Here is a 25,638-nt window from a genome sequence, read left to right on the forward strand (position 1 = left end):
GTATTCCTGAAAAATGTACGATAATCAAATAAATATTTTATTTATTCGTATCGAACAACAATTAGGTTTTCATCAAAAACTTAAATAAATAGCATAAATTTGCAAGCACAAAAAATATATTATGGCTGTTATTACAGATTCACTGCTTTCTATTGTTGTACCATTATATAACGAGGAAGATAATGTGGTATTACTTACAGAAAAAATACACGAAAGCTTAGTTGGTTACAATTACCAGATCATATATATTGATGATTTTTCAAAAGACGCAACACGTAAGGTTGTAAAGGAAATGAATGACGAGCTTGTTCATTTAATTGAATTAAAGAAAAATTATGGACAAAGTTTAGCTCTTGCTGCAGGTATTGATTATGCAGAAGGGGAATATATCATTACTATGGATGGTGATTTACAAAATGACCCAAGTGATATCCCTGAAATGTTGAGCTATGCTGTTGAAGGTGAATACGATTTAATTACCGGTATTCGCCAAAAAAGAAAGGATTCATTAGTTAAAAAAATACCTTCTAAAATTGCTAATTTTTTAGTTAGAAGAGTTACTAAACTTGATATTAAAGATAATGGCTGTGCTTTAAAAGTTTTTACAAAAGATATTGCTAAAGATTTAAATCTTTATGGTGAAATGCACCGTTTTATTACATTACTTGCACACCTTGAAGGCGCTCAAATAAAACAAGTGCCCGTAAAACATCATGCGAGACATGCAGGTGTTTCTAAATATGGTTTAGAACGTGTATTTAAAGTAATTGCAGATATGATGTTGTTACTTTTCATCCGTAAATATTTCCAACGCCCTATTCACCTATTTGGTATTTTTGGTGTGCTTATGATTTTAGTTGGTGGATTAATAAACATTTACCTACTAGTTGTGAAAGCTTTGGGTGAAGATATAGGCAACAGACCTTTACTAACTTTTGGCATGATGCTAATTTTAGCTGGTATTCAACTTTTTACCATTGGTATTGTCATGGAGCTTTTAATACGTACTTATTATGAATCGCAACAAAAAAGACCTTACCGAATTAAAAAAGTATCTATAGGTGAGAAAACCAAATAAGAAACTCGTAACGGTAATAAAAATCATTATTAGTTTAGTACTAATCTATTTTGTATTTACTAAAATTAATTTTGAAGATGTTTTACAGACTTTAAAAAAAACTAAACCGCTATATCTATTTCTAGCTCTAGTGTTTTTTGTTTTTTCAAAAGTTATTGCTTCTTACAGAGTCAACCTTTATTTTCATCAGCTTAAAATATACTTAACTCAAGTAAGTAATTTAAAATTATACTTACTTGGCATGTTTTACAACTTGTTTTTACCAGGTGGTATTGGTGGTGATGCATACAAAGGGTATACTATAAAAAAACAGTTTCAAATAGACACAAAAAAAGTAGTAGCTGTTTTAGTTTTAGACCGTTTAAGTGGTTTGCTACTATTATTTATTTATTCTTGTGTTTTATTCATATTCATAGAACAAAATGTTATTCCGTATAAAGAAGTTTTAGCCATTTCTGCGGTAATAGCTAGTATTGTTGTTTTCTGGGTTCTAAACAAGCGTTTTTTCAATTACGTTTTACCTATTTTCTGGAAATCATTTTGTCATTCCGCTTTTGTACAGCTATTTCAACTCGTAAGTATCTTTTTAATATTACAAGCTTTATCAATTGAAATTGATAGTATTGCTTACCTATTCATATTCTTAATATCATCAATAGTATCCGTAATACCCTTAACAATTGGAGGTATTGGAAGTAGAGAATTGACCTTTTACTACGGTGCATCGCTGCTTAATTTAAATGAAAGCACATCAATTGGCGTAAGTATGGTTTTCTTTTTAATAACAGCTTTCGTTTCCTTTTTTGGCATTTACTACCATTTTAAAAAACCAAAATTAATTATTGAAAAGAAAGAAGATTAAAGTACGTGAATTAAATACTTATGTCTTAATGTTTTGTTTCTTGTTACAGGGTTTAAAAACTTAAGCTGTAATCTTGATATTCTAAAATTATCAACCATAAATTGTTTATCCCAATTGCGACCAGAATCACGAATTAAAGTTAATTCTTCGTCAGAAACATAAACCCAAACATCTTTTTGTTTGTCTAGTCTATCAAGTGATGTTATCTGTACCGGATATTGATTATAAAAATCAAGAGCCCAAGTATGTTCTTCTGATAATTTGTAAATTTTTTCTACAGGAATATTGTTCTTTTTTGCAATTTTAGCCATTTCAGAACCTGCTTGATACTTCAACAAATTAGGGTAAAAATGCATGTTCATTACAAAGTTTAATAACACCGAGGTTATCACGCCAATGGTTACAATTCTCTTTGAGTAGTCTTCCCTTTTCAACACAAAAACAACTGTAATAACAGCTACTACAGCATATAATATATAAACATATATACTCTCTATTTTAAAAACAAAAAAGCAAAATAAAGCTGAAACTATAAATACAATTGCCAATATAAAATACTGTACCCCTAACATTGTTTTTATAGACTTTACTTTTAAAAGTTGTTGCAGTTTATATAAATAAAATGCTGTTAAAATTGAAAACAATGGTATAATAATATTTAAATAATGGGGCAATTTAAACTGTGCAAAACTTATTAATAAAAAAATAAGTGTTATACCTCCAAAAGTTAAAAACTCACATTTGGGTGCTTCCTTAAACTTATTCTCAAATATAGATTTTAATTTCGTGTAATAAGCTACTAATGCAATTACTGTCCAAGGTAAAAAGACCCATAAAAAAGTATGAAAAAAGAAAAAATAATCACTACTATTTTTCCCTATTCCTTCTCCGCTTAAACGCTCAAAGCTCTGTTCCCATAGAATAAAAAATACACCACTACGGTGGTCTCTATTTCTAATAATTTTTTCAGGATGCAAATCAAACTGAAGGTAATAGGCATATAAAATTGGAGTTATCGTAATTGCAAAAACTAAAATTGCAACTAAAACCCTCCAATTAACAAAAGACATCCATTTTCGATTGTATAGTATATGGCATAATATTGGCAACCCTATTACCACTAATGCTATTTGTCCTTTTGTTGAAAAAGCAATTCCGGCTCCAAAAGCTCCTAAAATAATACGCTTTAATGAATTAGTATTAACATATGCTGTAAGGTGCCATAAACTAAATATAGTAAAACCCGTTAATACTGCATCAGTACGCACATCTATTACAGACAAAACAATAGTTTGCGCAGTTAAAAATATTAATGAAGCAATACGGCCAACATCTTTATTATACAGAAGTTTCCCTAAACCAAAACAACTATACGCACCTAAAAAAGTGGCTAAAATCCCTGGAATTCTATAAGCCCAATCATGCAATCCGAATATTTTATATGATAATGCAGCTAGCCAATAATGCATGTGCGGTTTATCTAAATATTCATTCGGACCCTTGAAAAGGTTTACGAAATCATTTTCTTGAAACATTCGCATTGCCATCACTGCAAATTGCGCTGAATCGTTTTCAAACAATACAGAAAACATGCCTATTACATAGACAGCCACAATAAGAAGTATTAAAAACCAATACCTAGTATTAGATATCATAAATTAATTTTCTGGGTTACAAATATATATAACTTTACGAATAACCAACTAAAAAACAGCCCTATAAGTGTCCCTGTCAAAATATCTAATGGGAAGTGAACGCCAATATATATTCGACTATAAGCAACTATAAAAGCCCAAGCAAACAGAAACGCACCAATATATTTATAGTTTTTTTTCAACATATTAGTAAAAAATAAAGCTACCGCAAAAGAATTAGAGGCATGTGCAGAAAAATAACCAAACTTTCCTCCGCAGGATTTTTTTACTAATCTCATTAATGTATTCAAAGATTCGTCATGACAAGGTCGTAAACGCTGTACACCGTATTTAAAAAAATTAGCTAATTGATCTGAAACCGTAATAAGTAACGCTATAAATACTAAAACTAATAACAGCTTTTTTACACCGTAAGTTTTAAAAAACAAATACGCTAAAACTACATAAACAGGGATTGAATTAAACTTATTGGTAACAAACATCCAAAAAGAATCCCAATTATCCGTACCTAAATTATTTAGAAATAGAAAAAGCGATTTATCGTATTGTAGTAATTGATCTAACATTCGCCTTACTCTTCGTACCTTTCAACTTCTCTATCGTAAAAAGCAGTCGCTTGTTCTATTAAGTTTTCAGCTTCTACTTCAAGTTCTTTTTCATCATCTCGAGTAAAATCTTCCAACCATTCAACCTCATCATTCTCAAGGTTAATTATAAACCTCGGGTAATGTGTATGAATAATAAAAATTGCTGTAGGATAATCTGTATTATCACCCAATAAAAACTTAGGAAACTCCATATGTTGCATTTTCTTGTTTCAAAAATACAATTATTAACCAAGTTACAGGAAGATTATGAATCTGAATTAGGATTCTTTTATCAGTTTTTTGGTTAAACTATTAAACCTCAAATACAACAATATTGCCGAAGCTGTTAGACCAGCTAATAAACCAATCCAAATTCCTGTACTTTTCAAGCTAGTATGCAAACACAAATAATAACTCGTAGGAAAACCAATTAACCAATACGCAATAAAGGTTAAAAAAGTAGGCACTTTCACATCTTGTAAACCACGTAAAGCTCCTAAGATAACCACCTGCAAACCATCTGATATTTGAAAAAAAGCAGCAACTGCCAATAACTGAGCAGCTATAATTATTACCTCTAGATTATCAATTTTATTTAACGCATCATTTGTATCTAAATAAATAGTAGGTAACCAATTATTAAAACAGTAAAATATTAAAGCAAAAACCACTTCTAACAAAAAGGTTAAAAAGAAGATTGAAAAAGCAATACGTCTCAGTTCTTTAAAATTGAGCAAACCTTTCTGATTACCAACCCTAACCATTGCCGCTACACCTAAACCCATACCTACCATAAAGGTCATACTAGACAAGTTTAACGCTATCTGATTTGCTGCTTGATGATTTTTACCCAAAACACCACTTAACCATATTGCTGCAGTAAAAATTGCTACCTCGAAAAACATTTGCAAAGCTGATGGAAAACCAAGACTAATAATTTTTTGAATTACTTTTTTCTCAATTACTCTAAAATTAAAACCAGACACATAAACACTGAATTTCTTTTTATAACGTAATAATGACCAAATAAAAATAACCATCACAATTCTAGATATTAATGTCCCGATTGCTGCACCAACAATTCCCATTTTAGGAAAACCAAAATTCCCAAAAATTAACACATAGTTCAGTGATATATTTACAACGTTAGCTATAATCGTAGCATACATTGGATATTTTGTTTGCGATAACCCTTCTGAAAACTGCTTGAAAGCTTGAAATATAATTAAAGGAACTAATGAAAATGCTACCAAATCTAAATAAGGCATGGCTAAATTAACAACCTCAATTGGCTGTTTCATTAAAAACATTAGAGGCTTCGCTAATAATATAACCACAAATAAAGCCAAGCCTAAAACTGTACATAGAACCAAACCATGCTTTAATGCACTTTTGCCATTTTCAACTTTACCTGCTGCATCTGCTTCTGCAACCAAAGGAGTAATTGCCGTTGAAAAACCAATGCCTAGTGACATTGCTATAAAAACAAAACTATTCCCTAATGATACTGCTGCAAGTTCTGCTGTACCAATTTGCCCTACCATAACATTATCAGCAAATGCTACAAAAGTATGACCAAGCATACCCATAATAACGGGTATTGATAGGGTTAAGTTGTATTTAAATTCTTTAGTATATTGTGATAGCAAGACGTTGTTTTTAGAAGCATCAAATATAGTTTTTTAAGAACTTTTAATTGATTTTTTAAGCTAGAAACTTATTAGGTTTATTTTAATATAAAATTAGAAGTTTTGACTTACATTTGAATGAGACTATGGTATTTTAAGTAAGAAAATCAATTTTTTAATCTCCTAAATTAATTGAAATGAATAGTAAAAAGATTCTTTGTATTGTTGATGATGATGATATATACAAATACTCTGTAAAAAGAACCCTTAAAAATCAAGAGCTGACTAGAAAAATTATTACTTTTTCTAATGGTGAAGAAGCTATTGAATTTATGATGGACAATCTTAATAAAAATGAAAACCTACCCGATGTAATTTTCTTAGACATTAACATGCCTATCATGGATGGATTTCAGTTTATGGAAGAATATGTAAAAATTAAACCTACCGTAGGTAAAGAGATAGTGATTTATATGGTGTCTTCATCAATAGATTCTACTGACATCAAACGAGCTAAAAGTATTCGAGAAGTTTCTGATTATCTCATTAAACCAATAAGCCCAAATGAATTAACAGATTTATTAAATAATTATGAAATGTAATTTTCAGAATTAATTTCTACTGTTTTTTTGCCTCTTCCCAAAAAACATCCATTTCAGCTAAAGTCATTTCACTTAGGTCTTTACCTAATTGTTTGGCTTTATGCTCTAAATACTGGAACCTGCCTATAAATTTTTTATTTGTACGCTCCAGAGCATTTTCTGGGTTTATTTTTAAAAATCGTGCATAGTTTACTAATGAAAATAAAACGTCTCCAAACTCTGCTTCCATAGCATCTTTATCATTAACATCAACTTCATCCTTAAACTCTTGGAGTTCTTCTTCTACCTTTTCCCAAACTTGTTCTGGCTTCTCCCAATCAAAACCAACACCTGCAACTTTATCTTGAATTCTACTTGATTTTACCAAAGCTGGTAATCCTTTGGGCACACCTTCTAGCACACTTTTCTTTCCTTCTTTTAGCTTAAGTTTTTCCCAATTGCGTTTTACCTCTTCTTCATCTTCCACTTTTACATCACCGTAAATATGTGGGTGCCTGTGTATTAGTTTATCACAAATTTCATTTGCGACATCAGCAATATCAAAATCATTAGTTTCACTCCCAATTTTCGCATAAAAAACAATGTGAAGCAATACATCACCAAGCTCTTTTTTTACCTCTTGTAAATCATTATCTAAAATAGCATCACCTAATTCATATGTTTCCTCAATAGTTAAATGACGAAGTGTTTCCATAGTTTGCTTTTTATCCCACGGACATTGAGCTCTTAACTCATCCATAATCGTTAACAACCTATCAAAAGCTTCTAACTGTTTTTTACGAGAATTCATATTTGTTTTTACTTTTTAAATAGTTACAACTCTTTTTTTTGCCTCTTCAAACTCACGCATCATATCATTAATAATATCTTTTGCGGATTTTATATCATGAATCATAGATGCCACTTGGCCTATTTCAAGCTCTCCTTCATCCATATCACCTTCAAACATTCCTTTTTTAGCTCTGCCCCTTCCTAATAAATTCTTCAATTCATTAATATTTGTTCCATTTTCATATAAAGACTGAATATCTTTATAAAACTTATTTTTTATTAAACGCACAGGCGCTAACTCTTTTAAAGTTAAATGGGTATCACCTTCACCTATTGATACAATTTTATTTTTAAATGATGGATGTGATGAAGCTTCAGTACAAGCAACAAACCTACTACCTACTTGAACAGCATCAGCACCTAAAACCATAGTTGCTAGCATAGCATCACCAGTTGCAATACCACCCGCCGCAATAAGTGGAATTTTAATTTTTTCTTTTACTGAAGGAATAAGAGTAAGTGTTGTAGTTTCATCTCGTCCGTTATGCCCACCCGCTTCAAAACCTTCTGCAACAATAGCATCTACTCCGGCACTTTCTGCCTTTATAGCGAATTTCACACTACTGACAACATGAACAACTACAATTCCTTTTTCTTTAAAAAAAGTTGTCCAAATTTTCGGATTTCCTGCTGAAGTAAAAACAATTTCAACGCCTAATTCTACAATTATATTCATAATCTCATTAAGATTAGGATATAACATAGGCACATTCACTGCAAAAGGTTTATCTGTTGCCTTTTGGCATTTAAGTATATTTTCCCTTAAAACTTCAGGATACATTGATCCTGCTCCAATAACACCTAACCCACCAGCATTAGAAACTGCCGAAGCTAATTTCCAACCACTAGCCCATACCATTCCACCCTGAACAATAGGATATTTAATAGCGAATAGTGATGTTATTCTGTTTTTCATATTATGAAATAACGCCTGAACCTACCAACTCTTCATCTATATACCAAGCTACAAATTGCCCTTCAGTTATAGCAGATTGTTTTTCTTCAAAATCTACATAAATACCACCTTCAATTTTATACAAAGTAGCTTTTTGTAATTCTTGACGATAGCGTATACGCGCCATTACTTGTAAAGACTCATCATTTTTTATTGCTAAATCTGGTCGTACCCAATGTAACTCTTCATCGGTTACAAATAATGTTCTTCTATACAATCCAGGATGTGACTTTCCTTGACCTGTATAAATTACATTATCATCAACATCAGTCTCGATTACAAATAAGGGTTCTTTAGTTCCACCAACATCTAAACCTTTACGTTGCCCTTTTGTAAAATAATGTGCTCCCTGATGGTTTCCTACAATTTTACCATCAGTAATATCATAAACTGGTTTTTTAGCATAATACGCCAACTCCTCAGCTTTTGTAGAGAATTCAGATCCATTATCATTATATTGACTTACCGTTGATGGTACTTCAACAATAACACCTTTTTTAGGTTTCAATTTTTGCTGTAAAAAATCAGGCAGACGAACTTTACCTATAAAACATAGACCTTGAGAGTCTTTTTTATCGGCAGTAATTAATTCATTCTCTGCAGCTATTTCACGAACTTTTGGTTTTAGTAACTCACCTATAGGAAATAATGTTTTTGCTAATTGCTCTTGACTCAATTGGCATAAAAAATAAGATTGATCTTTATTCCCGTCTTTACCACCTAATAACTGATAGGTTTCAGAACCATCTTCATTTACCATAGTTCCTTTTCGGCAATAATGACCCGTTGCTACATAATCTGCTCCTAATTGCAATGCAATTTTCATAAAGACATCAAATTTGATTTCTCTATTACATAAAACATCGGGATTTGGCGTTCTTCCTCTTTCGTATTCATTAAACATATAATCAACGATACGCTCTTTATACTGAGTACTTAAATCTACAGTTTGAAAAGGAATTCCTAATTTATCGGCTACAATCATAGCATCATTGCTATCTTCCAACCACGGGCACTCATCAGATATTGTTACGGAATCATCATGCCAGTTTTTCATAAAAAGACCTATAACCTCATAACCTTGCTCTTTTAAAAGATAAGCTGCAACGCTAGAATCTACACCACCTGAAAGGCCTACTACTACTTTTTTCATTTTACTTAAAAATAAGGATACAAAAATACAAAATTTGAAGCTCAAAACTATTGGTCGTTAGCTTCTCTATAGATAACAAGAACTATAGTTAAAGTTACTTTATGGTTTAGTCAAATATTTTTAGTTGTTTTTTTCTGTAGGAAAAAAGACGAAAATTAACAAACAACAGAATACTACTTTTTAAAATACACTTTTTGATGTTTGACAACTATTATTTATAAAAAGCGTTTATTAGTTGCATCTTTGGAGTCCCAAATCTTATCAAACTAAACCTAAATTAAAAAAGCTCCTAAGTAATGTAAATTACAAAGGAGCTTTTTAATTTTTATAAATTAGGTAACTACTTTTTACCTGTCTTTTTTTGCTCTTCAGCCTGCTCCATCATTTCACGCATCTTACGCTGAAACTTATTTTCTTTTTTAGGCTTCTTTTTATTCTCTTGAATTTGAGCATGTATTTTCTCATCATCAATAATAAAGTTCTTAATTGCTAACATAATAAATATGGTAATTAAGTTAGATACAAAGTAATACAAACTCAAGCCACTTGCATATGTATTAAAGAAAATTAACATCATCAACGGAGAAAGGTACATGATAAATTTCATGTTCGGCATTCCTGGCTGTTGTGTCATATTCTGACCCGTAGTCATCATCATATAAAAGAATATAGCAATTGATGCTAAGATTGGAAATAAACTTACGTGATCACCATAAAATGGAACATTAAATGGCAACTGTGCGATTACATCATAAGAAGATAAATCGTCTGCCCATAAAAATGGTTTTTGACGTAGCGCAAAAGATGTTGGAAAAAAACTAAACAATGCATAGAATATAGGCATTTGAATCAAAGCCGGAATACAACCACTTAGCGGACTAACGCCTGCTTTGTTGTTCAGCTTCATCGTTTCTTGTTGTTTTTTCATCGCATTGTCTTTATACTTCTCGTTAATCTCTGCAATTTCAGGTTTTAAAACCTTCATTTTTGCTTGAGATAAATAAGACTTATAAGTTACTGGTGACATTGCTAAACGCACCAATATAGTCATTACAATAATTGCAATACCCGCAGGTAGCATTGAACTTAAGAATGTAAATAGCGGTGTAAATACGTACCTATTTATCAATCCAAAAATTCCCCATCCGAAAGGAATAGAATCTTCTAAATTTAATTCTTTATACTGTGCTAAAACTTTAACATCTGTTGGTCCGTAATACCAGTTCATATTATATGAAAGCTCACCACCTTTTAATTCTAAAGGAACTTCAGAATTGTATATTTTCATATATTTTTGAGTGTGACTTTCTTCTTCAACTAAATTTTCAGAAGATAAATTTGCTGATGTAAAAGGAGTATCAGTCACTAAAATAGAACTAAAAAAATGCTGTCGGTATGATAACCACTCTACTTCCTCTTCAGTTTCTTCATCTTTATCACTACTATCAGATAACTTACTAATTTTTCCATCTTCATGACTGTAAGTTAATCTTGAATATCTGTTGGAATATTTTATACTTTTTGAATGGCGAATTGCTTTTAATTTCCAATCTAAATTAATTGGTTGATCATTTTTTATTATACCACTTAAACCTTGAGATTTAATTGAGAAATCAACTAAATAGTCACCAGGTTTCATTTCGTAACGATATTCTAAAAACTGATTCGCAGCTACTTTAGCTTTCATTGAAAGCACTTGGTTTGAACCGCTTTTAGTCAATGAAGGTTCAAAAAACAAATCTTTAGTATTTAACTCTTTATCATCAGAAGTTGAAAAAGTTAATGCAAACGATGCATTACCATCTTTAATTAAATATACAGGAACAGAATCATAAGTTCTAAACTTTTTTAATCTAGCTTCAATAATTTGCCCCCCTTTATTGCTGATTTTCATTTCAACAAGATCATTCTCTAAAACTGTAACTGCATCAGAAGCTTGTGTAAAACCAAAAGAACCTATTGAACTCTTGTAATTAGCAACTGCTGTTGAATCTTGAAAATTTATTGCTGTGGTCTCTGAAGGCTTACTAACTGTTTCATTAGCTTCTTTTTCTTTAGCTGCAGTAGCATCAATTTGTTCTTGCTTTGCTTTTTCTGCCTCAAGCTCTTCTTGCGTTGGTTGGTTCTGCCAAAACATAAAAAGCAGTATTCCAAAAATTAATACAAATCCTATGATTGAATTAACGTCTAATTTTTTTTCTTCCATTTAAGTATTCTAAATATATCTTTGTAATAAATAATAGTAGCTAGTGTAAAAATGATTACAAATATAGCCCCAATTATAGTGTTTATGCCATAGTGGCATATAATCTTATATTTTGTTGTTTAATGCAGCCTTTACAAATCCTACAAATAATGGGTGCGGATTTAAAACTGTACTCTTATATTCTGGGTGGTATTGTACACCTACAAACCACGGGTGTGCTGGTATTTCAACAACCTCAACCAAACCAGTTTCTTTGTTAATACCAGAAGCAAGCATACCTGCTTTTTCTATTTGCTCTTTATAATCATTATTAAACTCATATCTATGACGGTGACGTTCTTCAATATCTAAATCACCATTATAAATTTGACTTACTAAACTATCTTTTTTAAGTTCACAACCCCAACTCCCTAAACGCATAGTACCACCCATATTCGTGATATTCTTTTGCGCTTCCATTAAATTAATTACAGGGTGATCTGTACTTTCCTGCATTTCGGTAGAAGTAGCATCTGAAAAACCTAATACATTTCTTGAAAATTCAATAACTGCCATTTGCATACCTAAACAAATACCTAAAAAAGGAATGTTGTTTTCACGAGCAAATTGAACTGCTTTTATTTTACCTTCAATACCTCTTTCACCAAAACCAGGGGCCACTAAAATTCCGTTTAAACCTTTAAATTTTGATTCAATATTTTTATCACTAATATGCTCAGAGTGAATTGAACGTACATTTACTTTAACTTCATTAACTGCACCGGCGTGTATAAACGATTCTAAAATAGATTTGTATGAATCTTGCAACTCTACATATTTACCTACCAAACCAATAGTAACTTCATGCTTAGGATTTTTATGTTTATTTAAAAACTGATTCCATTGCTCTAAGTTTGGTCTTGTAGTATCTGGTAAAGCTAAACGCTGTAAGGTTACAGTATCTAAACCTTCTTGTTGCATTAAAATTGGCACATCATAAATAGTAGATGCATCAATAGATTGTATTACTGCTTCACGCTTTACATTGCAGAAAAGTGCTAATTTGTGGCGAATCTCATCAGAAATTTCATGTTCAGTTCTACAAACTAAAATATCAGCTTTAATACCACTTTCCATTAATGTTTTAACAGAATGCTGTGTCGGTTTTGTTTTTAACTCACCCGCTGCTGATAAAAATGGAATTAATGTTAAATGAATAACAATTCCGTTATCATCACCTAATTCCCATAATAACTGACGAACAGCTTCAATATATGGTAATGACTCTATATCACCTACAGTACCACCTATCTCGGTAATAACAATATCATAATCGCCATTTTTGCCAAGTATTTGAATACGATCTTTTATTTCATTTGTAATATGAGGAACAACCTGTACAGTTTTACCTAAAAACTCACCTCTACGCTCTTTTTCAATAACACTTTGATAAATTCTACCAGTAGTTACGTTATTTGCTTGAGAAGTAGTAGAGTTTAAGAAACGCTCGTAGTGCCCTAAATCTAAATCAGTTTCTGCTCCATCATCAGTTACATAACATTCTCCGTGCTCATAAGGGTTTAAGGTACCCGGATCAACATTAATGTATGGATCTAGTTTTTGAATTGTAGTTCTATATCCTCGAGCTTGCAATAATTTTGCTAAAGAAGCTGCGATAATACCTTTACCTAGAGAAGATGTAACCCCACCGGTTACGAAAATATATTTAGTCTGTGACATGTAGCGTTAGGTTGTTTTCTTAACGCAGGCAAAAGTACAAATTGCTACAACAAATATTGCCTATTGTTTAGGAAAATCTTTCTGTATCTTATAAATGAGACCCTCTAAACCATTAATTTTAATTTCCGTCATTGCTTTTAATAGTTCTCCTAACTTACCATTAGGATACCCTTTTTGCTGAAACCATATTAAGTAAGGTTCTGGTAGCTGTACTAAATAACGACCTTTATACTTTCCAAAAGGCATTTTATAATGTGCTAGTTCTATTAATTTTCGATTATCAGGCTGTATCTGCAAAAGCTTTATTATTTAATTATTAATAGAAACTATTCTTTTAAAGCTTCTGCTATTTTATTGCTCCACAATAATTGTTGTTCTCTATCTCTTGAAAAATTAGTTTCAGAGTCATAGAGGTTTTGAAAATCGTTAAGTTCAATATTAATTTGCTTATAAATAGCTTTTACTTCTGCTTTAACATTATTTGAAAACTCAGCTTTTTCTAATCGCATTCTAAATTTTTGAGCATAGATTTCTGTAATATCAAAATGTAACTGTTCATGACTAAGTATTATACTATCACAAACCTCTGGTCTGTACCATGATTTGTTTGGATAGAAATAAGAACTCACTATAAAATCAACAGAAACTACCCGACCTTTATTTTTTGTAGTTGAAAACCGATACGTTAAACCGCTGGCTGTAACAGCTGCTGCTCTCTTATTTTGTGGTTCTCCTTTAAAATCGGACCATTTAAGTTTTTTATTCGCATTCCATAACATTACTTCTTCTTCTTGATTGTTAAATATCAAAAAAGAACAAAATAGAATTGCTGAAATGAGTTTTACAAATCCCAATTAAAAGAAATTACTTTTTCAATATCTGGGTGCAAACTATAATGTACAGGGCATGTGTTTGCTGTGTGTTCTAAAATTTTCTTGTCTTTATCAGAAACCTCAGTAGGCAAATGTAATTCAACCTCTATTTTAGAAATTCTTCTAGGATTAGTCGCCATATGTTTTGTTACCGAAGCTGTTGTTTCTTTTAAATTAACAGATAACCCAGTAGCTTTTATTCCCATCATAGTTAACATACAACTTGCTAAACCAGTCGCAACAGTATCTGTTGGAGAAAAGGCTTGTCCTAATCCGTTATTATCAACTGGAGCATCAGTTGCAAAAACGCTTTCTGAAGCCACATGCTCACAACTTGTTCGTAATTCTCCTTTGTAAGTTACTTTTGCCGTCATATCTAGTCTTTTATTTCTTTAATCCACATATTATCATAAGCCATAATATAACTAGAATTATTATAAAAACCAGAAGCTCCTTTATTCTGATAATCAAATTTATTTGCACTATACGTTGTTTCACCAACAAATTTTGAAGCTTCAAATAAATCTTGTTTGAATGCCAGTTTCAATAAAACATCAAAAGTTAAATCAAAACCACGACGTGCAAATTTATCTGGCGTTTTACCTGAGAATTTTCTCTTGTAAGCTTTTTCAAAAGAATCATATTTTTCATCACCTTCTATTGAAGGATATGTAAAGGATAAATTGGATAAATGTGTGTGATTAATTTTATCACCATCAAATGTTTTACCTTTATTGGTTGTGAATAATCTTATCTTTATTCTATCATTAATTGAAGCATTTAAAACTGAAACAACACTGTTTACTGTATTTTGCATATCGCTTTCTAAAAACACCCAATTCTCTTCTTTAGAAGAAAGTAGTGCTAAAATCTTATTTTTCATAGCGAATTTCTCATCTAGTAAAAGTGATTTAGCATCAGGAAATTCTTGAACAATTAAATTTTTCACAGTAGCATGAGCAGCATCATTAATAACAACAATATTTTGTGTAGTTCTATTTTCTTTAATAAAAGAAAATATATGATTTCTCAACACCTCATCAGAAGGTATCGAGTAAAAAACATTTGATAAACTTACATCTGTTTTAGCAGGTAATGGCGCTACGACTGGTATTTGCTTAGCTCCTACTCTAACAGCTACTTCTTGTAATGAAGCCGCATCTAAAGGGCCAATAATTACATCTGCATTTTTTACTGCAGAGTTCATTAATAATTGTTTAGTCTTAGAAACACTTTTTTCATTATCTAAAACCGAAACATTTACTGACAATCCTAATTTATTAATTGAATCTATTGCTACTAAAGCTCCACTATACAGACCAAGACTATAATTTGCATCTTTTCGCTTATTTATCGAATTAACTGCAGCTTCTTTTTGGTTTACATCAATAAGATCTAATCTAAAAGGCAACATTAAAACCAAATTTGGTTTTGTAGATAGATTCATAGAATTAATCAAATTCACGTTTTCAATTACCAATGAATTTTTAACCTCAAAATCACCTTCACTATTTTTAGGAAGTTTTAAAACCATTCCCGTTTTAAAACCCGATTCTAAATCAGGGTTTAAAGCTAAAAGCTCTTTATACTTTACACCTAATTTTCTAGTTAAAGAATATTCAGTTTCACCTTTTTTAACTTCATAGAATATAAAATTATCAGTGTTTACTGCTGTTGGGTCAGCTTTCTTTTTAGGAATTCTGATTTCCATTCCTTCTTGTAGGCCACGCTCTTTAACTTCAGGGTTTAAAGCTTTTATTTCTGCTTCAGTTGCTCCAAACTCTTTTTCTAAAGAATAGAATCCTTTTTTAGCTGGCACAACATAAGAAGTATATAATTGTGTAGTTTGATTTTCAGTTGAACTACCTGCAAGTTTTGGTAATAATAATACCTGCCCTGCTGCTACATAAGTATTTTCATGAGACAAATCAGGATTCAACACTAAAAGGCTATCCATTGTAATCCCATATTTAGAAACTATAGACCATCTTGTCTCCTTAGGCTTTACCGTATAATTTTCAAAATCACCACTATCAAATGGATTCTCTTCAGCTATTATTTTCTTGTACTTAGGAATTTTAATATACATTCCCTTTTTTAATTGTACAGAATACAACTCTTTATTATATCTTTTTATAGCATCTTGACTAACATTAAATTTCTCTGAAAGCCTATACAGATTGTCTTTTTTCTTAACCTTATATGTTTCAAAACCTGTTGGTTCTTCTTGTACAACAATCACATTCTCTGAGCTAGACTTACTTTTAGTAACAACTACGTCTTTTACTTCAGAAGCCTTAGCATCTAAAGGAATTACTAAGATTGTGCTCGATTTCAACTCACTTAAACCTTTAATTTCTCTATTTAAAGCAACAATGCTCTCAGGAGTAACTTTGTATTGTTGTGAAATACCTTCTAAAGTTTCTCCTTTTTTAACAGAGTGTGTTGTAAATTTTTGGGCAAAAGCGGTAACACTAAACAGCATTACAAATACAATTGTTAGGTAATTTTTAAATATTGGCTTTTTCATCTAATTAAAAAAATGTTTTTGTTTTGCTAGTTGTCACTCGTGATTTTGTTGCTTATTCCCACTCTATCGTTGCTGGCGGTTTAGAGCTAATATCATATACTACTCTATTAACACCTCTCACTTTATTTATAATATCATTAGATGTTTTTTGCAAAAACTCATAAGGTAAATTTACCCAATCTGCAGTCATACCGTCAGTACTTTCAACTGCACGTAAAGCCACACATTTTTCATAAGTTCTTTCGTCACCCATAACTCCTACACTATTTACAGGTAAAAGCATAGCTCCAGCCTGCCAAACATCATCATAAAGCCCCGCTTCTTTTAATCCATTTATAAAAATAGCATCAACTTCTTGCAAGATAGCTACTTTTTCTCTAGTGATATCTCCTAATATTCTAATTGCCAATCCTGGACCTGGAAATGGGTGCCTACCTAATAATAAAGGATCTAAGCCCATACTTGAACCTACTCTACGAACCTCATCTTTGAATAACATACGTAAAGGCTCAACAACACTCAGTTTCATAAAGTCTGGCAAACCACCTACATTATGATGACTTTTTATAGTTGCTGATGGACCTCCTGTTGCTGAGACAGACTCAATAACATCAGGATAAATAGTACCTTGTGCTAACCATTTTGCATTTGTTACTAGGTGTGATTCATCATCAAAAACCTCAATAAAAACACGACCTATTATTTTACGTTTCTTTTCTGGATCACTCTCTCCAGCTAACTCATCCAAAAAGCGTGCCGAAGCATCAACTCCTTTTACGTTTAAGCCCATTCCCTCATATTGTTTTAATACACTCGGGAATTCATCTTTACGTAACAAACCATTATTTACAAAAATACAATGCAAGTTTTTACCAATAGCTTTATGTAAAAGCATTGCTGCAACCGAAGAGTCTACGCCACCTGATAGGCCTAAAATAACTTTTTCATCTCCAATTTTTTCTCTTAAATAGTCAACAGTAGTATCCACAAAGGCATCTGGTGTCCAAGTTTGTGTTACTCCAGCAATATTTACTAAAAAGTTTTCTAATAATTGTTTACCATCTGTGGAATGGTATACTTCTGGGTGAAATTGTATCGCATATGTATCTTCACCTTCTATTTTATAGGCCGCATTTTCAACATCATTAGTACTGGCTAATTTTATACCATTAGTTGGTAAAGCCTTAATGGTATCTGAATGACTCATCCAAACTTGACTACCTTCTGAAATATTATTAAAGAAAGGTTCACCTGATTTTATATATGATAAATTAGCTCTACCATACTCGCGCGTATTTGAAGGCGAAACATTACCACCTTTAAAATGCGCTAAATATTGCGCTCCGTAACACACTGCTAACAAAGGTTTTTTACCTTGTATTTCAGACAAGTCCGGATGCGGCGCATCTTCAGCTCTAACCGAAAAAGGAGAACCAGACAGTATTACTGCGTTATAAATTGATAAATCTTCAGGAGGCTTATTGTAAGGCTTAATCTCACAAAAAATATTAAGTTCTCTAACTCTTCTTGCGATAAGTTGTGTATACTGAGAACCGAAATCTAAAATCAGGACGTTATTTTGCATCCGCAAAAATAGTAAATTGAAAATTTTAGAAAAGCTTCTTTTAACTATATTTATCTAAATGTTTCAACATTTTTTTCAAAACTATTAACATATTTGACTTTTCTAATCAGATACAACATATTTACACCAAAAATTGCCATATGACTTCCACTATATTTTCAGAAATAAAAGAAGAACTTAATAAAGGAATTAATGAATATGGTCATCCTTTTCGTTTTTTCACCCTTGGTACTTTAAGCGCTAATAATTCCCCAAGATTGCGAACGGTTGTATTTCGAGATTTTTCAGAAAATTGGAATATTAGTTTCTTTACTGACAAACGATCTCAAAAAGTAATCGATATCGATAAAAACAATAAGGTAAGTTCATTATTTTATCATCCTGAAAAAAGAATACAATTACATATTGAAGGGACTGCTCATCTCGTTAAAAATGAAAAAATCATCAATAAACACTGGAACCAAACACCAGAAGAAGCTAAAAAAGACTACACAACCAGTTTAGCTCCAGGAAGCTGTATAGAAAACCAAACCGAAATTGAATACTTAAACGAAGAAAATCATTTTTGCATTATCACAATTGAAATAAATACTATTGAATATCTACGCTTAGATAAACCTAATCACGCAAAAATAAAGTACACAAAAAAAGGCAATGAATGGAAAAATGATTTTCTAGTTCCTTAATGCATTGTTGCTAAAATATCTAAGATATCTTTTTCAGTTGTATCAGGATTTATGAAACAAAAACGAGCTACCGTTTCAGAAGTATCTCCTTTTTTCCATTTTGTAGGCGTTACTAATGCAAAACCTTTTCTATGGTTTTCATAGGTCCAATTTCTATAATCATCAGGTGTCCAACCAATGCGTCTAAACAACACACATGACAAACTTGGTTCACGAACTAATTCTACATGCTCATCTTCAGTTATAAATTTACCTGCAGTATTCGCTAAAGTAATACCACATTCTACTGCCCACTTATATTTATCAACACCATGCATAGCTAATGAAAACCACAATGGCATACCTCTTAATCTTCTTGTTAATTGAATTTGATAATCGGTTGGATTAAAACCATGTGCACCTTCATCTTTAAAAATTTCTAAATAAGAACCTTCTTGCGAATGTGCTGCTTTTGCTATTTCTGGGTTTTTATACAGTACTGCACCACAATCATATGGAGAAAATAACCATTTATGCGGATCGATAGTTATACTATCTGCTTTTTCAATTCCATTAAATAAATGGCGAACAGAATCTGCTAGTAATGCTCCACCTCCATAAGCTGCATCAACATGAAACCATAAATTATTTTCTTCACAAAAATCAGCAACTCCATTTAAATCATCAATAATACCAGCATTTGTAGTACCTGCTGTTGCTACAATTGAAAAAACTCTACTCTGTTTTTCTGATGGTAAATCAACATATAAAGCTTTTAATTCTTCAACTTTCATACTTTCTTCAGAAGGCACTAAAAGAATTTCAGCATCCATAACTTTAGCCATTGCTTTTACAGATGAATGCGCACCACTTGACGTTATAATAACTCCTTTTTTATCAACATTTTCAGGGTTTTGCCTCCAATTTTCACGAGCAGCAACCATTGCTGATAAATTGGCAGCTGTACCACCACTTGTAAAGACCCCAAAAGCACCTTTTGGCATTCCTGCTAAAGAAACCAACCAATGCATTGCCTCATTTTCACAGAAAATACCGCCTGCACCTTCCATCCAAAAAGAACCGTGGATACTTGATGCTGCTGTTATTAAGTCAAACATTATAGATGCTCTCGTAGGAGAAGCAGGTACAAATGCTAAATTTCTAGGGTGATCAATTGGCACTGTTGCTTTTACCAATACATCACGAAACAATTGAAAAGCTTTTTCTCCGCCAATTCCTTCATTTGTTATAGTATCACCAACTAAAGCTTTTAATTCTTCTTCCTTTTTAGGTTGTCCTAATTCCGGAGAAGTTTTTGTGATACGATTGATAACATACTTCATGACATCAAGTGTCATTTCCACTACTTCAATATCTATATTATGCATTTAAAAATGTACTTTTTATTAACTATAATTTTAACACTATTAATAATTTTCTATAAAGCTAGAGCTCCTTAGTATTTTAAGCAATTAAAACTTGAAATAATCTTTTTGGTTAGATAGTACAGCATATTTCTCTAACACCTTTAAACAAAGTAAATCTTCCATTTTTTTATTTTGAAAACGCTTCACATGCTTATTTGCATTGTCAATAATAATTTGTGCTTTTCCATCATTTTTAGAATAATACTCAAGCTTTTCTTCTAAATTAGAACAATCTGCCTCTACCTCAACATAATGCACCCCTGCGACAAGCGTACCTTCCATAAACCAGGTTTCGTAATTTGGTTTTGGCATTATACAGAGTGAGTTTGAAGATAGCACCCATTTTAAATTTGTCGCAACATCATTCCCTTCAGGGCAAAATATAAATTTGTATTTCAGTTGTTCTTCTAAAGTTAAAAAACCTTTCACCCAAGGTTTATCTTCTTTCAATTTATTTACTTGCCCTACATTACACAACGGATTGTTGTAGAATTTCTTAACAAAATCCGTTCTTAAAGCATGCCAAGCTTTACCACGCCAAACCATTTTACTTTTTTTATCAGTAAATTTTAAATTGTCATTTACCCATTTAAAATGTCTACGCTTATTTAATTTAAACAAAATAGAATTTGCATTATCACCATTAATAGGTCTTGCTTTAAATAATGTTGGATATGAATTTACGTGTGTTTCATCACCAAAGTGAAAAGCAAATTTTATAGGTGATTTAAAAAAATGAAGGAATTCTTTAAGGTCAAAAAAATAGGTCGTACTAATTGTTTTTTTGAAGTCTTTTACCGCTACAGCCTCTTCAGGAACTTCAAAAGTTTCATCGCTTTTAAAATAATAAGCTAACCTAGCATTCAACTCTTCTTTATCACAGACAGCTTCGTATTCTTTTATACTTTTAAATACTTTTTTAAAAAAGATTTCTGGTAAAGCATTTCTACCAAAATTTTTTGCGTAATAAATTAAATTAATATCATCTAACTTCATAAGTTGTAAAAATATTAAGATAATATAGAATATGCTTTTGAAAAGGGTTTTTATTTAAAGTACTAAAACTTCAAATTCGGTAGTCAAAGGATCTAAATGTTTTACCAAAGCAGGGATTAACTGATCACCGTAAGCTAAATAAAATTCAGAGAAATTGGTTTGCCGTTCTTGTAATGAAAAATTAGGAAACAATTCATTCTGCAAACTTGTTAAACGAATAACATGATCTTTCAGTTTGCGCTTTTGAGCTTTCAACAATCTTTTTTCTAAATTTTCTAAACCTTTCAATTGTTTAATTTCTTGTGCTTTCACTGCGCCAACAAAAGATTCATCAGTTTGTTTAGCCAATTCATACATTGACTCAAATTGCGCCTTCAAATGTTCTTTCTGAGGCGAAAAATCAATATCTATATTAGAAATATCTCTTATTTTTTTATTGATTAAACTATTCTGTTTTAAAAATAAATGAGAAATATTAAGTTCTAATTTCTCCATTTTCTCAGACTGCTTTTCTGTTATCAACAAGACTGAATTCCTGAGCAACAACATTGGAAAAGTTACCTTTACTTCTGAGAAGTATGATTTTAACTCAAACCAATAAGCCAACTCGCCACCCCCACCTATATAGCATAAGTTTGGCAAAATAATTTCTTGATACAAAGGACGGCAAACTACGTTTGGAGAAAAACGTTCAGGATACTCATTCAACTCTTCTAATATTTCTTTTTCAGTAAAACGTAGCTCTGTATCATTTACATAAAAGACACCATCTTTTTCAATAATACGTTCTCGAACCCCGTCAGTTAAATAAAAATAATTTATCTCTCTTGGGTTAACTTGAATGGGATAATTTCCATTTAAAGCATTCAGATTGTCAATACTTTCTGATACTTTTTTGAATGATGTATTTTGTAATAAATCTGATTTCACATAAGGAATCAACAATTGTTTTAAAACCTTATCATCACCATCAACAATTACCAAACCATAGCTCTTGAACAATTCGTTAGCCAAATAACGTGTTGCATCAGTTAAATTATCATGTGACACATATGCTTTTTTAAATAATTCTGTTAAGAATACAGCATTTTTACTTGCCCCTAATTCTGATGCTAATGTTGACGCTATCACTTCTAAACCTTCAGTAGACAATCTACCTACACCACCGGAAGCCTCAACATTCCATTGTATTTTTTTACCGTTTAATGTAAAATAATTTATCTCATCAAAATCATGATCTTCTGTTGCCATCCAATAAACAGGAACAAAATTGCTTTCTGGGTGTTTCTCTTTTAACTCTTCAGTAAGGTTAATAGTTGAGATAATTTTATATAAAAAATATAACGGCCCCGTAAACAGGTTTAATTGATGCCCAGTTACAATGGTAAAAGTATTTTCTGATTTTAAAGCTTTTATATTTTCTAATGTTGCATCACTAGCTTCAAAATTTTTATATTGATTTTGCAATGCCTCACTAAGAATAGCTCTATGTTCTTTTGGAAAATTTTGTTGTTTCTCTTCTATCTGAGATTTAAAATTTTCAATTTTTGGAAAACGATTGTAAAAAGGGTCTAGCGTATTAACCTCATCTAAATAGTCTCCTATTAATTTAGAGAAATAACCAGTTTTTTTGAAGGGAACACCATCAATCTTCATATGCTAATTTAAAAAAGGTTGTAAATATAAAATTCTTAGATTTTATTGTAGCTTAAAAATACGTTAAGTTGTGATATCTAAAGCCGAAATAAATATAAATATTGCATTATACGACTTTCTGTTTTTATTCTTAGCTTTGATTAAATCCAAACAATTTCCTAAATGAAAAAAATTTTAGTCGCTTTAATTCTAATTTCTTACAACATAATTCAAAGTCAAAGCATACAATCTCCATCTGATTTTTTAGGCTATGAACTAGGAACTGAATTTACAAGACATCACAAAGTTGTAGATTATTACAAATATTTAGCCAATGAAGTTCCTGACCAAGTAAAAATTGAATTTTACGGTGAAACCAATGAAAAAAGACCTTTATTCGTTACTTATATTTCAACTAGTAAAAATATAAGCAACTTAGAAAATATTCGTGAATCACATTTAAAAAGTATAATTGGCGAAGGGAGTTCAGAAGAAGCAATTGTTTGGCTAAGTTATAATGTTCACGGTAATGAAAGTGTAAGTACCGAAGCATCAATGAAAACAATTTATGAGCTATTAACTAACCAAAAAGCTTTGTTAGATAATACTCTTATTATTATTGATCCATGCTTAAACCCTGATGGACGTGACCGCTACGTGAATTGGTATTACCAAAATAAAAACGCAACTTATAATGCCGATCAAAAAAGCATTGAACATAATGAGCCTTGGTTAAATGGAAGGCCAAACCATTACATGTTTGATTTAAATAGAGATTGGGCATGGCTTACTCAAATAGAAAGTCAACAACGTATTAAAGTGTACAATAAATGGATGCCACATATTCATGTAGATTTTCATGAACAAGGTATTGAAGCCCCTTATTATTTTGCACCTGCAGCAGAACCTTACCATGAAGTAATTACAGATTTTCAACGCGATTTTCAAGTCACTATAGGTAAAAATCATGCAAGTTATTTTGATAGAAACGGATGGTATTATTTCACCAAAGAGGTTTTTGATTTACTATACCCAAGTTATGGCGACACCTACCCTTTGTACAACGGGGCAATAGGTATGACCTACGAACAAGGTGGTAGTGGAAGAGCGGGTTTAGGCGTACTTACTCAAAAAGGAGATACTTTAACTCTGAAAGACAGAATTGATCACCATTTTACTACTGGAATTTCAACAATTGAAGTTGCCGCAAAAAACACAGAAAAACTAAATGCCGAATTTGAAAAATTCTATAATAACAAAGAATTTAAATACAAAAGTTATGTGTTAAACGGTAACATAAATAATTTAGAAACATTAACTAAATTATTAGATCAACACGAGGTTAAATACGGGTGGACAAAACCTATTACTGTAAAAGGTTTAGATTATGCTTCTAACAAAATAAAATCTCATAAATATAAAACTGATGCTTTAGTGGTTTCAACCGATCAACCCAAAGGTACCTTGGTTAAAGTTTTATTTGAACCTAGTGCAAAGCTGAGTGATTCACTTACGTATGATATTACTGCTTGGTCGCTACCATATGCATACGGATTAAACACTATAGCATCCGAAAGTAAAATAAGCAACAACCTAACGTCAGAAAAAGACGAATTTGATAATGTTATTTCAGAAAATACTTATGCTTATGTGACAAGTTGGAATAGCATGAATGATGCTCGCTTTTTAGCTGATTTATTACAACAAAATATTAAAGTTCGTTTCTCTCAAAAATCATTCGGTATTGGTGGAGAAAAATTTAAAGAAGGAAGTTTAATTATCACTAAATCTGATAATAGACATACAAAAAACTTTATTCAAAAGTTAACTAACACAACAAATAAACATACTAAATACTTGCAGCCTACCTCAACAGGTTTTGTTGATTATGGTGATGATTTTGGATCTAGTTCAGTGCATACAGTCAAAAGAAATAAAATTGCTATTTTAACTGGAGCTCCAACACGTACATTACAATTTGGTGAAGTTTGGCATTTTTTTGAACAACAATTAAATTACCCAGTAACAGTTTTAGAAGCTGACCATATTAATTTATATGATTTGAGCAAGTATGATGTACTTGTTTTGCCTAACGGACGCTACAATAGTTTTTTAAATAAAGAAAAAGCTACAGATTTGCAAAAATGGGTTGCTAATGGAGGTAAATTAATTGCTATGGGCGGTGCAATTAAAGCTTTAGAAGGCAAAAAGGGTTTTTCTATAAGCTCAAAAAAAGGAGAAAAAGATGCTACAGACACTGATAAATTTACCACTTATGAAGAATCTGAACGTGAAGGAATTAAAAAATTAATTACCGGCGCTATATTTAAAACTAAAGTTGACAACACCAATCCTTTAGCTTACGGCTACAACCAGGAGTATTTTACACTAAAACTTGGTAATGACGCTTATGAGTATTTAGAAACTGGTAATGTAGTTTATTTAGAGAACAACATAACTCCTGTTTCTGGCTTTGCGGGTAGTGAAGCTCAAAAAATGATAAACGAAACACTTGTTTTTGGTGTAGAAAGAATCGGAAGAGGAAAAGTAATTTATATGGTTGACAACCCAATATTCAGAGGTTTCTGGGAAAATGGAAAATTGTTTTTTGCCAATGCCTTATTCATGGTTGATTAAACTAATCTACAATTT

At 31.5% G+C, this 25,638-nt stretch carries 22 protein-coding genes; 5 read left to right on the forward strand and 17 right to left on the reverse strand.

Annotated elements, in window-relative coordinates; all coding sequences use genetic code 11:
- The first annotated feature begins 121 nt into the window (after positions 1-121).
- Both KO500_RS08995 and KO500_RS09000 read left to right on the forward strand, forming a co-directional pair.
- The gene (locus KO500_RS08995; RefSeq protein ID WP_215956201.1) at positions 122-1,078 is read left to right on the forward strand and encodes a glycosyltransferase family 2 protein; all 957 of its coding nucleotides are present in this window, start codon (positions 122-124) and stop codon (positions 1,076-1,078) included.
- Entirely contained in the window at positions 1,062-1,940 is an 879-nt protein-coding gene (locus tag KO500_RS09000; RefSeq protein WP_215956202.1) for a lysylphosphatidylglycerol synthase transmembrane domain-containing protein, read from the forward strand. Before KO500_RS08995 ends, KO500_RS09000 begins: the two co-directional genes overlap by 17 nt.
- Here KO500_RS09000 and KO500_RS09005 read toward each other — a convergent pair.
- The 4 genes from KO500_RS09005 to KO500_RS09020 form a co-directional block, all read right to left on the reverse strand.
- On the reverse strand, positions 1,937-3,595 hold the full coding sequence (locus KO500_RS09005) for an ArnT family glycosyltransferase (protein ID WP_215956203.1): 1,659 nt from the start codon (positions 3,593-3,595) through the stop codon (positions 1,937-1,939). The two genes, KO500_RS09000 and KO500_RS09005, sit on opposite strands and share 4 nt — an antisense overlap.
- Complete coding sequence (locus KO500_RS09010) at positions 3,592-4,161, reverse strand: phosphatase PAP2 family protein (RefSeq protein ID WP_215956204.1); 570 nt, start codon at positions 4,159-4,161, stop codon at positions 3,592-3,594. Before KO500_RS09010 ends, KO500_RS09005 begins: the two co-directional genes overlap by 4 nt.
- 5 nt (positions 4,162-4,166) lie before the next feature.
- On the reverse strand, positions 4,167-4,394 hold the full coding sequence (locus KO500_RS09015) for a hypothetical protein (protein WP_215956205.1): 228 nt from the start codon (positions 4,392-4,394) through the stop codon (positions 4,167-4,169).
- A gap of 66 nt (positions 4,395-4,460) precedes the next feature.
- On the reverse strand, positions 4,461-5,831 hold the full coding sequence (locus tag KO500_RS09020; RefSeq protein WP_215956206.1) for an MATE family efflux transporter: 1,371 nt from the start codon (positions 5,829-5,831) through the stop codon (positions 4,461-4,463).
- 176 nt (positions 5,832-6,007) lie between these two features.
- On the opposite strand from KO500_RS09020, the gene KO500_RS09025 reads away from it, so the two are divergent.
- Entirely contained in the window at positions 6,008-6,412 is a 405-nt protein-coding gene (locus KO500_RS09025; RefSeq protein WP_215956207.1) for a response regulator, read from the forward strand.
- 16 nt (positions 6,413-6,428) lie between these two features.
- On the opposite strand, the gene mazG is transcribed toward KO500_RS09025, so the two are convergent.
- From mazG to guaA, 10 genes are all read right to left on the reverse strand, one after another.
- A complete protein-coding gene (mazG, locus tag KO500_RS09030) occupies positions 6,429-7,202 on the reverse strand; it encodes a nucleoside triphosphate pyrophosphohydrolase (RefSeq protein ID WP_215956208.1) in 774 nt (257 codons plus the stop codon).
- A gap of 15 nt (positions 7,203-7,217) precedes the next feature.
- The gene (locus tag KO500_RS09035; protein WP_215956209.1) at positions 7,218-8,159 is read right to left on the reverse strand and encodes an NAD(P)H-dependent flavin oxidoreductase; all 942 of its coding nucleotides are present in this window, start codon (positions 8,157-8,159) and stop codon (positions 7,218-7,220) included.
- 1 nt (position 8,160) lies between these two features.
- Positions 8,161-9,351 carry a tRNA 2-thiouridine(34) synthase MnmA gene (gene mnmA / locus KO500_RS09040; protein ID WP_215956210.1) on the reverse strand — a complete coding sequence of 397 codons (1,191 nt, stop codon included), beginning with the start codon at positions 9,349-9,351 and terminating at the stop codon, positions 8,161-8,163.
- Positions 9,352-9,691: 340 nt separating this feature from the next.
- Positions 9,692-11,557, reverse strand: coding sequence for a membrane protein insertase YidC (gene yidC / locus KO500_RS09045; RefSeq protein ID WP_215956211.1), 1,866 nt, complete (start codon positions 11,555-11,557; stop codon positions 9,692-9,694).
- Positions 11,558-11,662: 105 nt separating this feature from the next.
- On the reverse strand, positions 11,663-13,276 hold the full coding sequence (locus KO500_RS09050) for a CTP synthase (protein WP_215956212.1): 1,614 nt from the start codon (positions 13,274-13,276) through the stop codon (positions 11,663-11,665).
- Between the two features lie 60 nt (positions 13,277-13,336).
- Entirely contained in the window at positions 13,337-13,573 is a 237-nt protein-coding gene (locus KO500_RS09055) for a DUF3820 family protein (RefSeq protein WP_215956213.1), read from the reverse strand.
- Positions 13,574-13,602: 29 nt separating this feature from the next.
- Positions 13,603-14,085, reverse strand: a complete 483-nt coding sequence (locus KO500_RS09060) for a DUF922 domain-containing protein (RefSeq protein ID WP_252732462.1) — start codon at positions 14,083-14,085, stop codon at positions 13,603-13,605.
- Positions 14,086-14,117: 32 nt separating this feature from the next.
- The gene (locus tag KO500_RS09065; RefSeq protein ID WP_215956215.1) at positions 14,118-14,522 is read right to left on the reverse strand and encodes an OsmC family protein; all 405 of its coding nucleotides are present in this window, start codon (positions 14,520-14,522) and stop codon (positions 14,118-14,120) included.
- Between the two features lie 2 nt (positions 14,523-14,524).
- A complete protein-coding gene (locus tag KO500_RS09070) occupies positions 14,525-16,678 on the reverse strand; it encodes a LysM peptidoglycan-binding domain-containing protein (protein ID WP_215956216.1) in 2,154 nt (717 codons plus the stop codon).
- Between the two features lie 52 nt (positions 16,679-16,730).
- The gene (gene guaA, locus KO500_RS09075; RefSeq protein WP_215956217.1) at positions 16,731-18,263 is read right to left on the reverse strand and encodes a glutamine-hydrolyzing GMP synthase; all 1,533 of its coding nucleotides are present in this window, start codon (positions 18,261-18,263) and stop codon (positions 16,731-16,733) included.
- A gap of 140 nt (positions 18,264-18,403) precedes the next feature.
- On the opposite strand from guaA, the gene KO500_RS09080 reads away from it, so the two are divergent.
- Positions 18,404-18,949, forward strand: coding sequence for a pyridoxamine 5'-phosphate oxidase family protein (locus KO500_RS09080; RefSeq protein WP_215956218.1), 546 nt, complete (start codon positions 18,404-18,406; stop codon positions 18,947-18,949).
- Here KO500_RS09080 and KO500_RS09085 read toward each other — a convergent pair.
- The 3 genes from KO500_RS09085 to bshC all read right to left on the reverse strand — a co-directional run bounded on the left by KO500_RS09085 (position 18,946) and on the right by bshC (position 23,007).
- Positions 18,946-20,316: a pyridoxal phosphate-dependent decarboxylase family protein gene (locus KO500_RS09085; protein ID WP_215956219.1), complete on the reverse strand. Its 1,371-nt coding sequence runs from the start codon at positions 20,314-20,316 to the stop codon at positions 18,946-18,948. The two genes, KO500_RS09080 and KO500_RS09085, sit on opposite strands and share 4 nt — an antisense overlap.
- Positions 20,317-20,400: 84 nt before the next feature.
- Positions 20,401-21,351 (reverse strand): glycosyl transferase family 90, encoded by a 951-nt coding sequence (locus tag KO500_RS09090; RefSeq protein ID WP_252732463.1) that lies wholly within the window; start codon positions 21,349-21,351, stop codon positions 20,401-20,403.
- A 54-nt stretch (positions 21,352-21,405) separates the two neighbouring features.
- Entirely contained in the window at positions 21,406-23,007 is a 1,602-nt protein-coding gene (gene bshC / locus KO500_RS09095) for a bacillithiol biosynthesis cysteine-adding enzyme BshC (protein WP_215956220.1), read from the reverse strand.
- 162 nt (positions 23,008-23,169) lie between these two features.
- On the opposite strand from bshC, the gene KO500_RS09100 reads away from it, so the two are divergent.
- Complete coding sequence (locus KO500_RS09100; RefSeq protein WP_215956221.1) at positions 23,170-25,623, forward strand: M14 family metallopeptidase; 2,454 nt, start codon at positions 23,170-23,172, stop codon at positions 25,621-25,623.
- Positions 25,624-25,638: the final 15 nt, after the last annotated feature.

The organism is Cellulophaga baltica (assembly GCF_018861125.1).
GTDB lineage: Bacteria > Bacteroidota > Bacteroidia > Flavobacteriales > Flavobacteriaceae > Cellulophaga > Cellulophaga baltica_A.

Excerpts from the sequence above, each read along its gene's own strand:
- KO500_RS09065 (WP_215956215.1), bottom strand. The coding sequence starts at position 14,522 with ATGACGGCAAAAGTAACTTACAAAGGAGAATTACGAACAAGTTGTGAG.
- KO500_RS09005 (WP_215956203.1), bottom strand. The coding sequence starts at position 3,595 with ATGATATCTAATACTAGGTATTGGTTTTTAATACTTCTTATTGTGGCT.
- KO500_RS09090 (WP_252732463.1), bottom strand. The coding sequence starts at position 21,351 with ATGAAGTTAGATGATATTAATTTAATTTATTACGCAAAAAATTTTGGT.
- KO500_RS08995 (WP_215956201.1), top strand. The coding sequence starts at position 122 with ATGGCTGTTATTACAGATTCACTGCTTTCTATTGTTGTACCATTATAT.
- mazG (WP_215956208.1), bottom strand. The coding sequence starts at position 7,202 with ATGAATTCTCGTAAAAAACAGTTAGAAGCTTTTGATAGGTTGTTAACG.
- yidC (WP_215956211.1), bottom strand. The coding sequence starts at position 11,557 with ATGGAAGAAAAAAAATTAGACGTTAATTCAATCATAGGATTTGTATTA.
- KO500_RS09015 (WP_215956205.1), bottom strand. The coding sequence starts at position 4,394 with ATGGAGTTTCCTAAGTTTTTATTGGGTGATAATACAGATTATCCTACA.
- KO500_RS09050 (WP_215956212.1), bottom strand. The coding sequence starts at position 13,276 with ATGTCACAGACTAAATATATTTTCGTAACCGGTGGGGTTACATCTTCT.
- KO500_RS09100 (WP_215956221.1), top strand. The coding sequence starts at position 23,170 with ATGAAAAAAATTTTAGTCGCTTTAATTCTAATTTCTTACAACATAATT.
- KO500_RS09010 (WP_215956204.1), bottom strand. The coding sequence starts at position 4,161 with ATGTTAGATCAATTACTACAATACGATAAATCGCTTTTTCTATTTCTA.
- mnmA (WP_215956210.1), bottom strand. The coding sequence starts at position 9,351 with ATGAAAAAAGTAGTAGTAGGCCTTTCAGGTGGTGTAGATTCTAGCGTT.
- KO500_RS09070 (WP_215956216.1), bottom strand. The coding sequence starts at position 16,678 with ATGAAAAAGCCAATATTTAAAAATTACCTAACAATTGTATTTGTAATG.
- bshC (WP_215956220.1), bottom strand. The coding sequence starts at position 23,007 with ATGAAGATTGATGGTGTTCCCTTCAAAAAAACTGGTTATTTCTCTAAA.
- KO500_RS09025 (WP_215956207.1), top strand. The coding sequence starts at position 6,008 with ATGAATAGTAAAAAGATTCTTTGTATTGTTGATGATGATGATATATAC.
- KO500_RS09035 (WP_215956209.1), bottom strand. The coding sequence starts at position 8,159 with ATGAAAAACAGAATAACATCACTATTCGCTATTAAATATCCTATTGTT.
- KO500_RS09085 (WP_215956219.1), bottom strand. The coding sequence starts at position 20,316 with ATGCATAATATAGATATTGAAGTAGTGGAAATGACACTTGATGTCATG.
- guaA (WP_215956217.1), bottom strand. The coding sequence starts at position 18,263 with ATGCAAAATAACGTCCTGATTTTAGATTTCGGTTCTCAGTATACACAA.
- KO500_RS09080 (WP_215956218.1), top strand. The coding sequence starts at position 18,404 with ATGACTTCCACTATATTTTCAGAAATAAAAGAAGAACTTAATAAAGGA.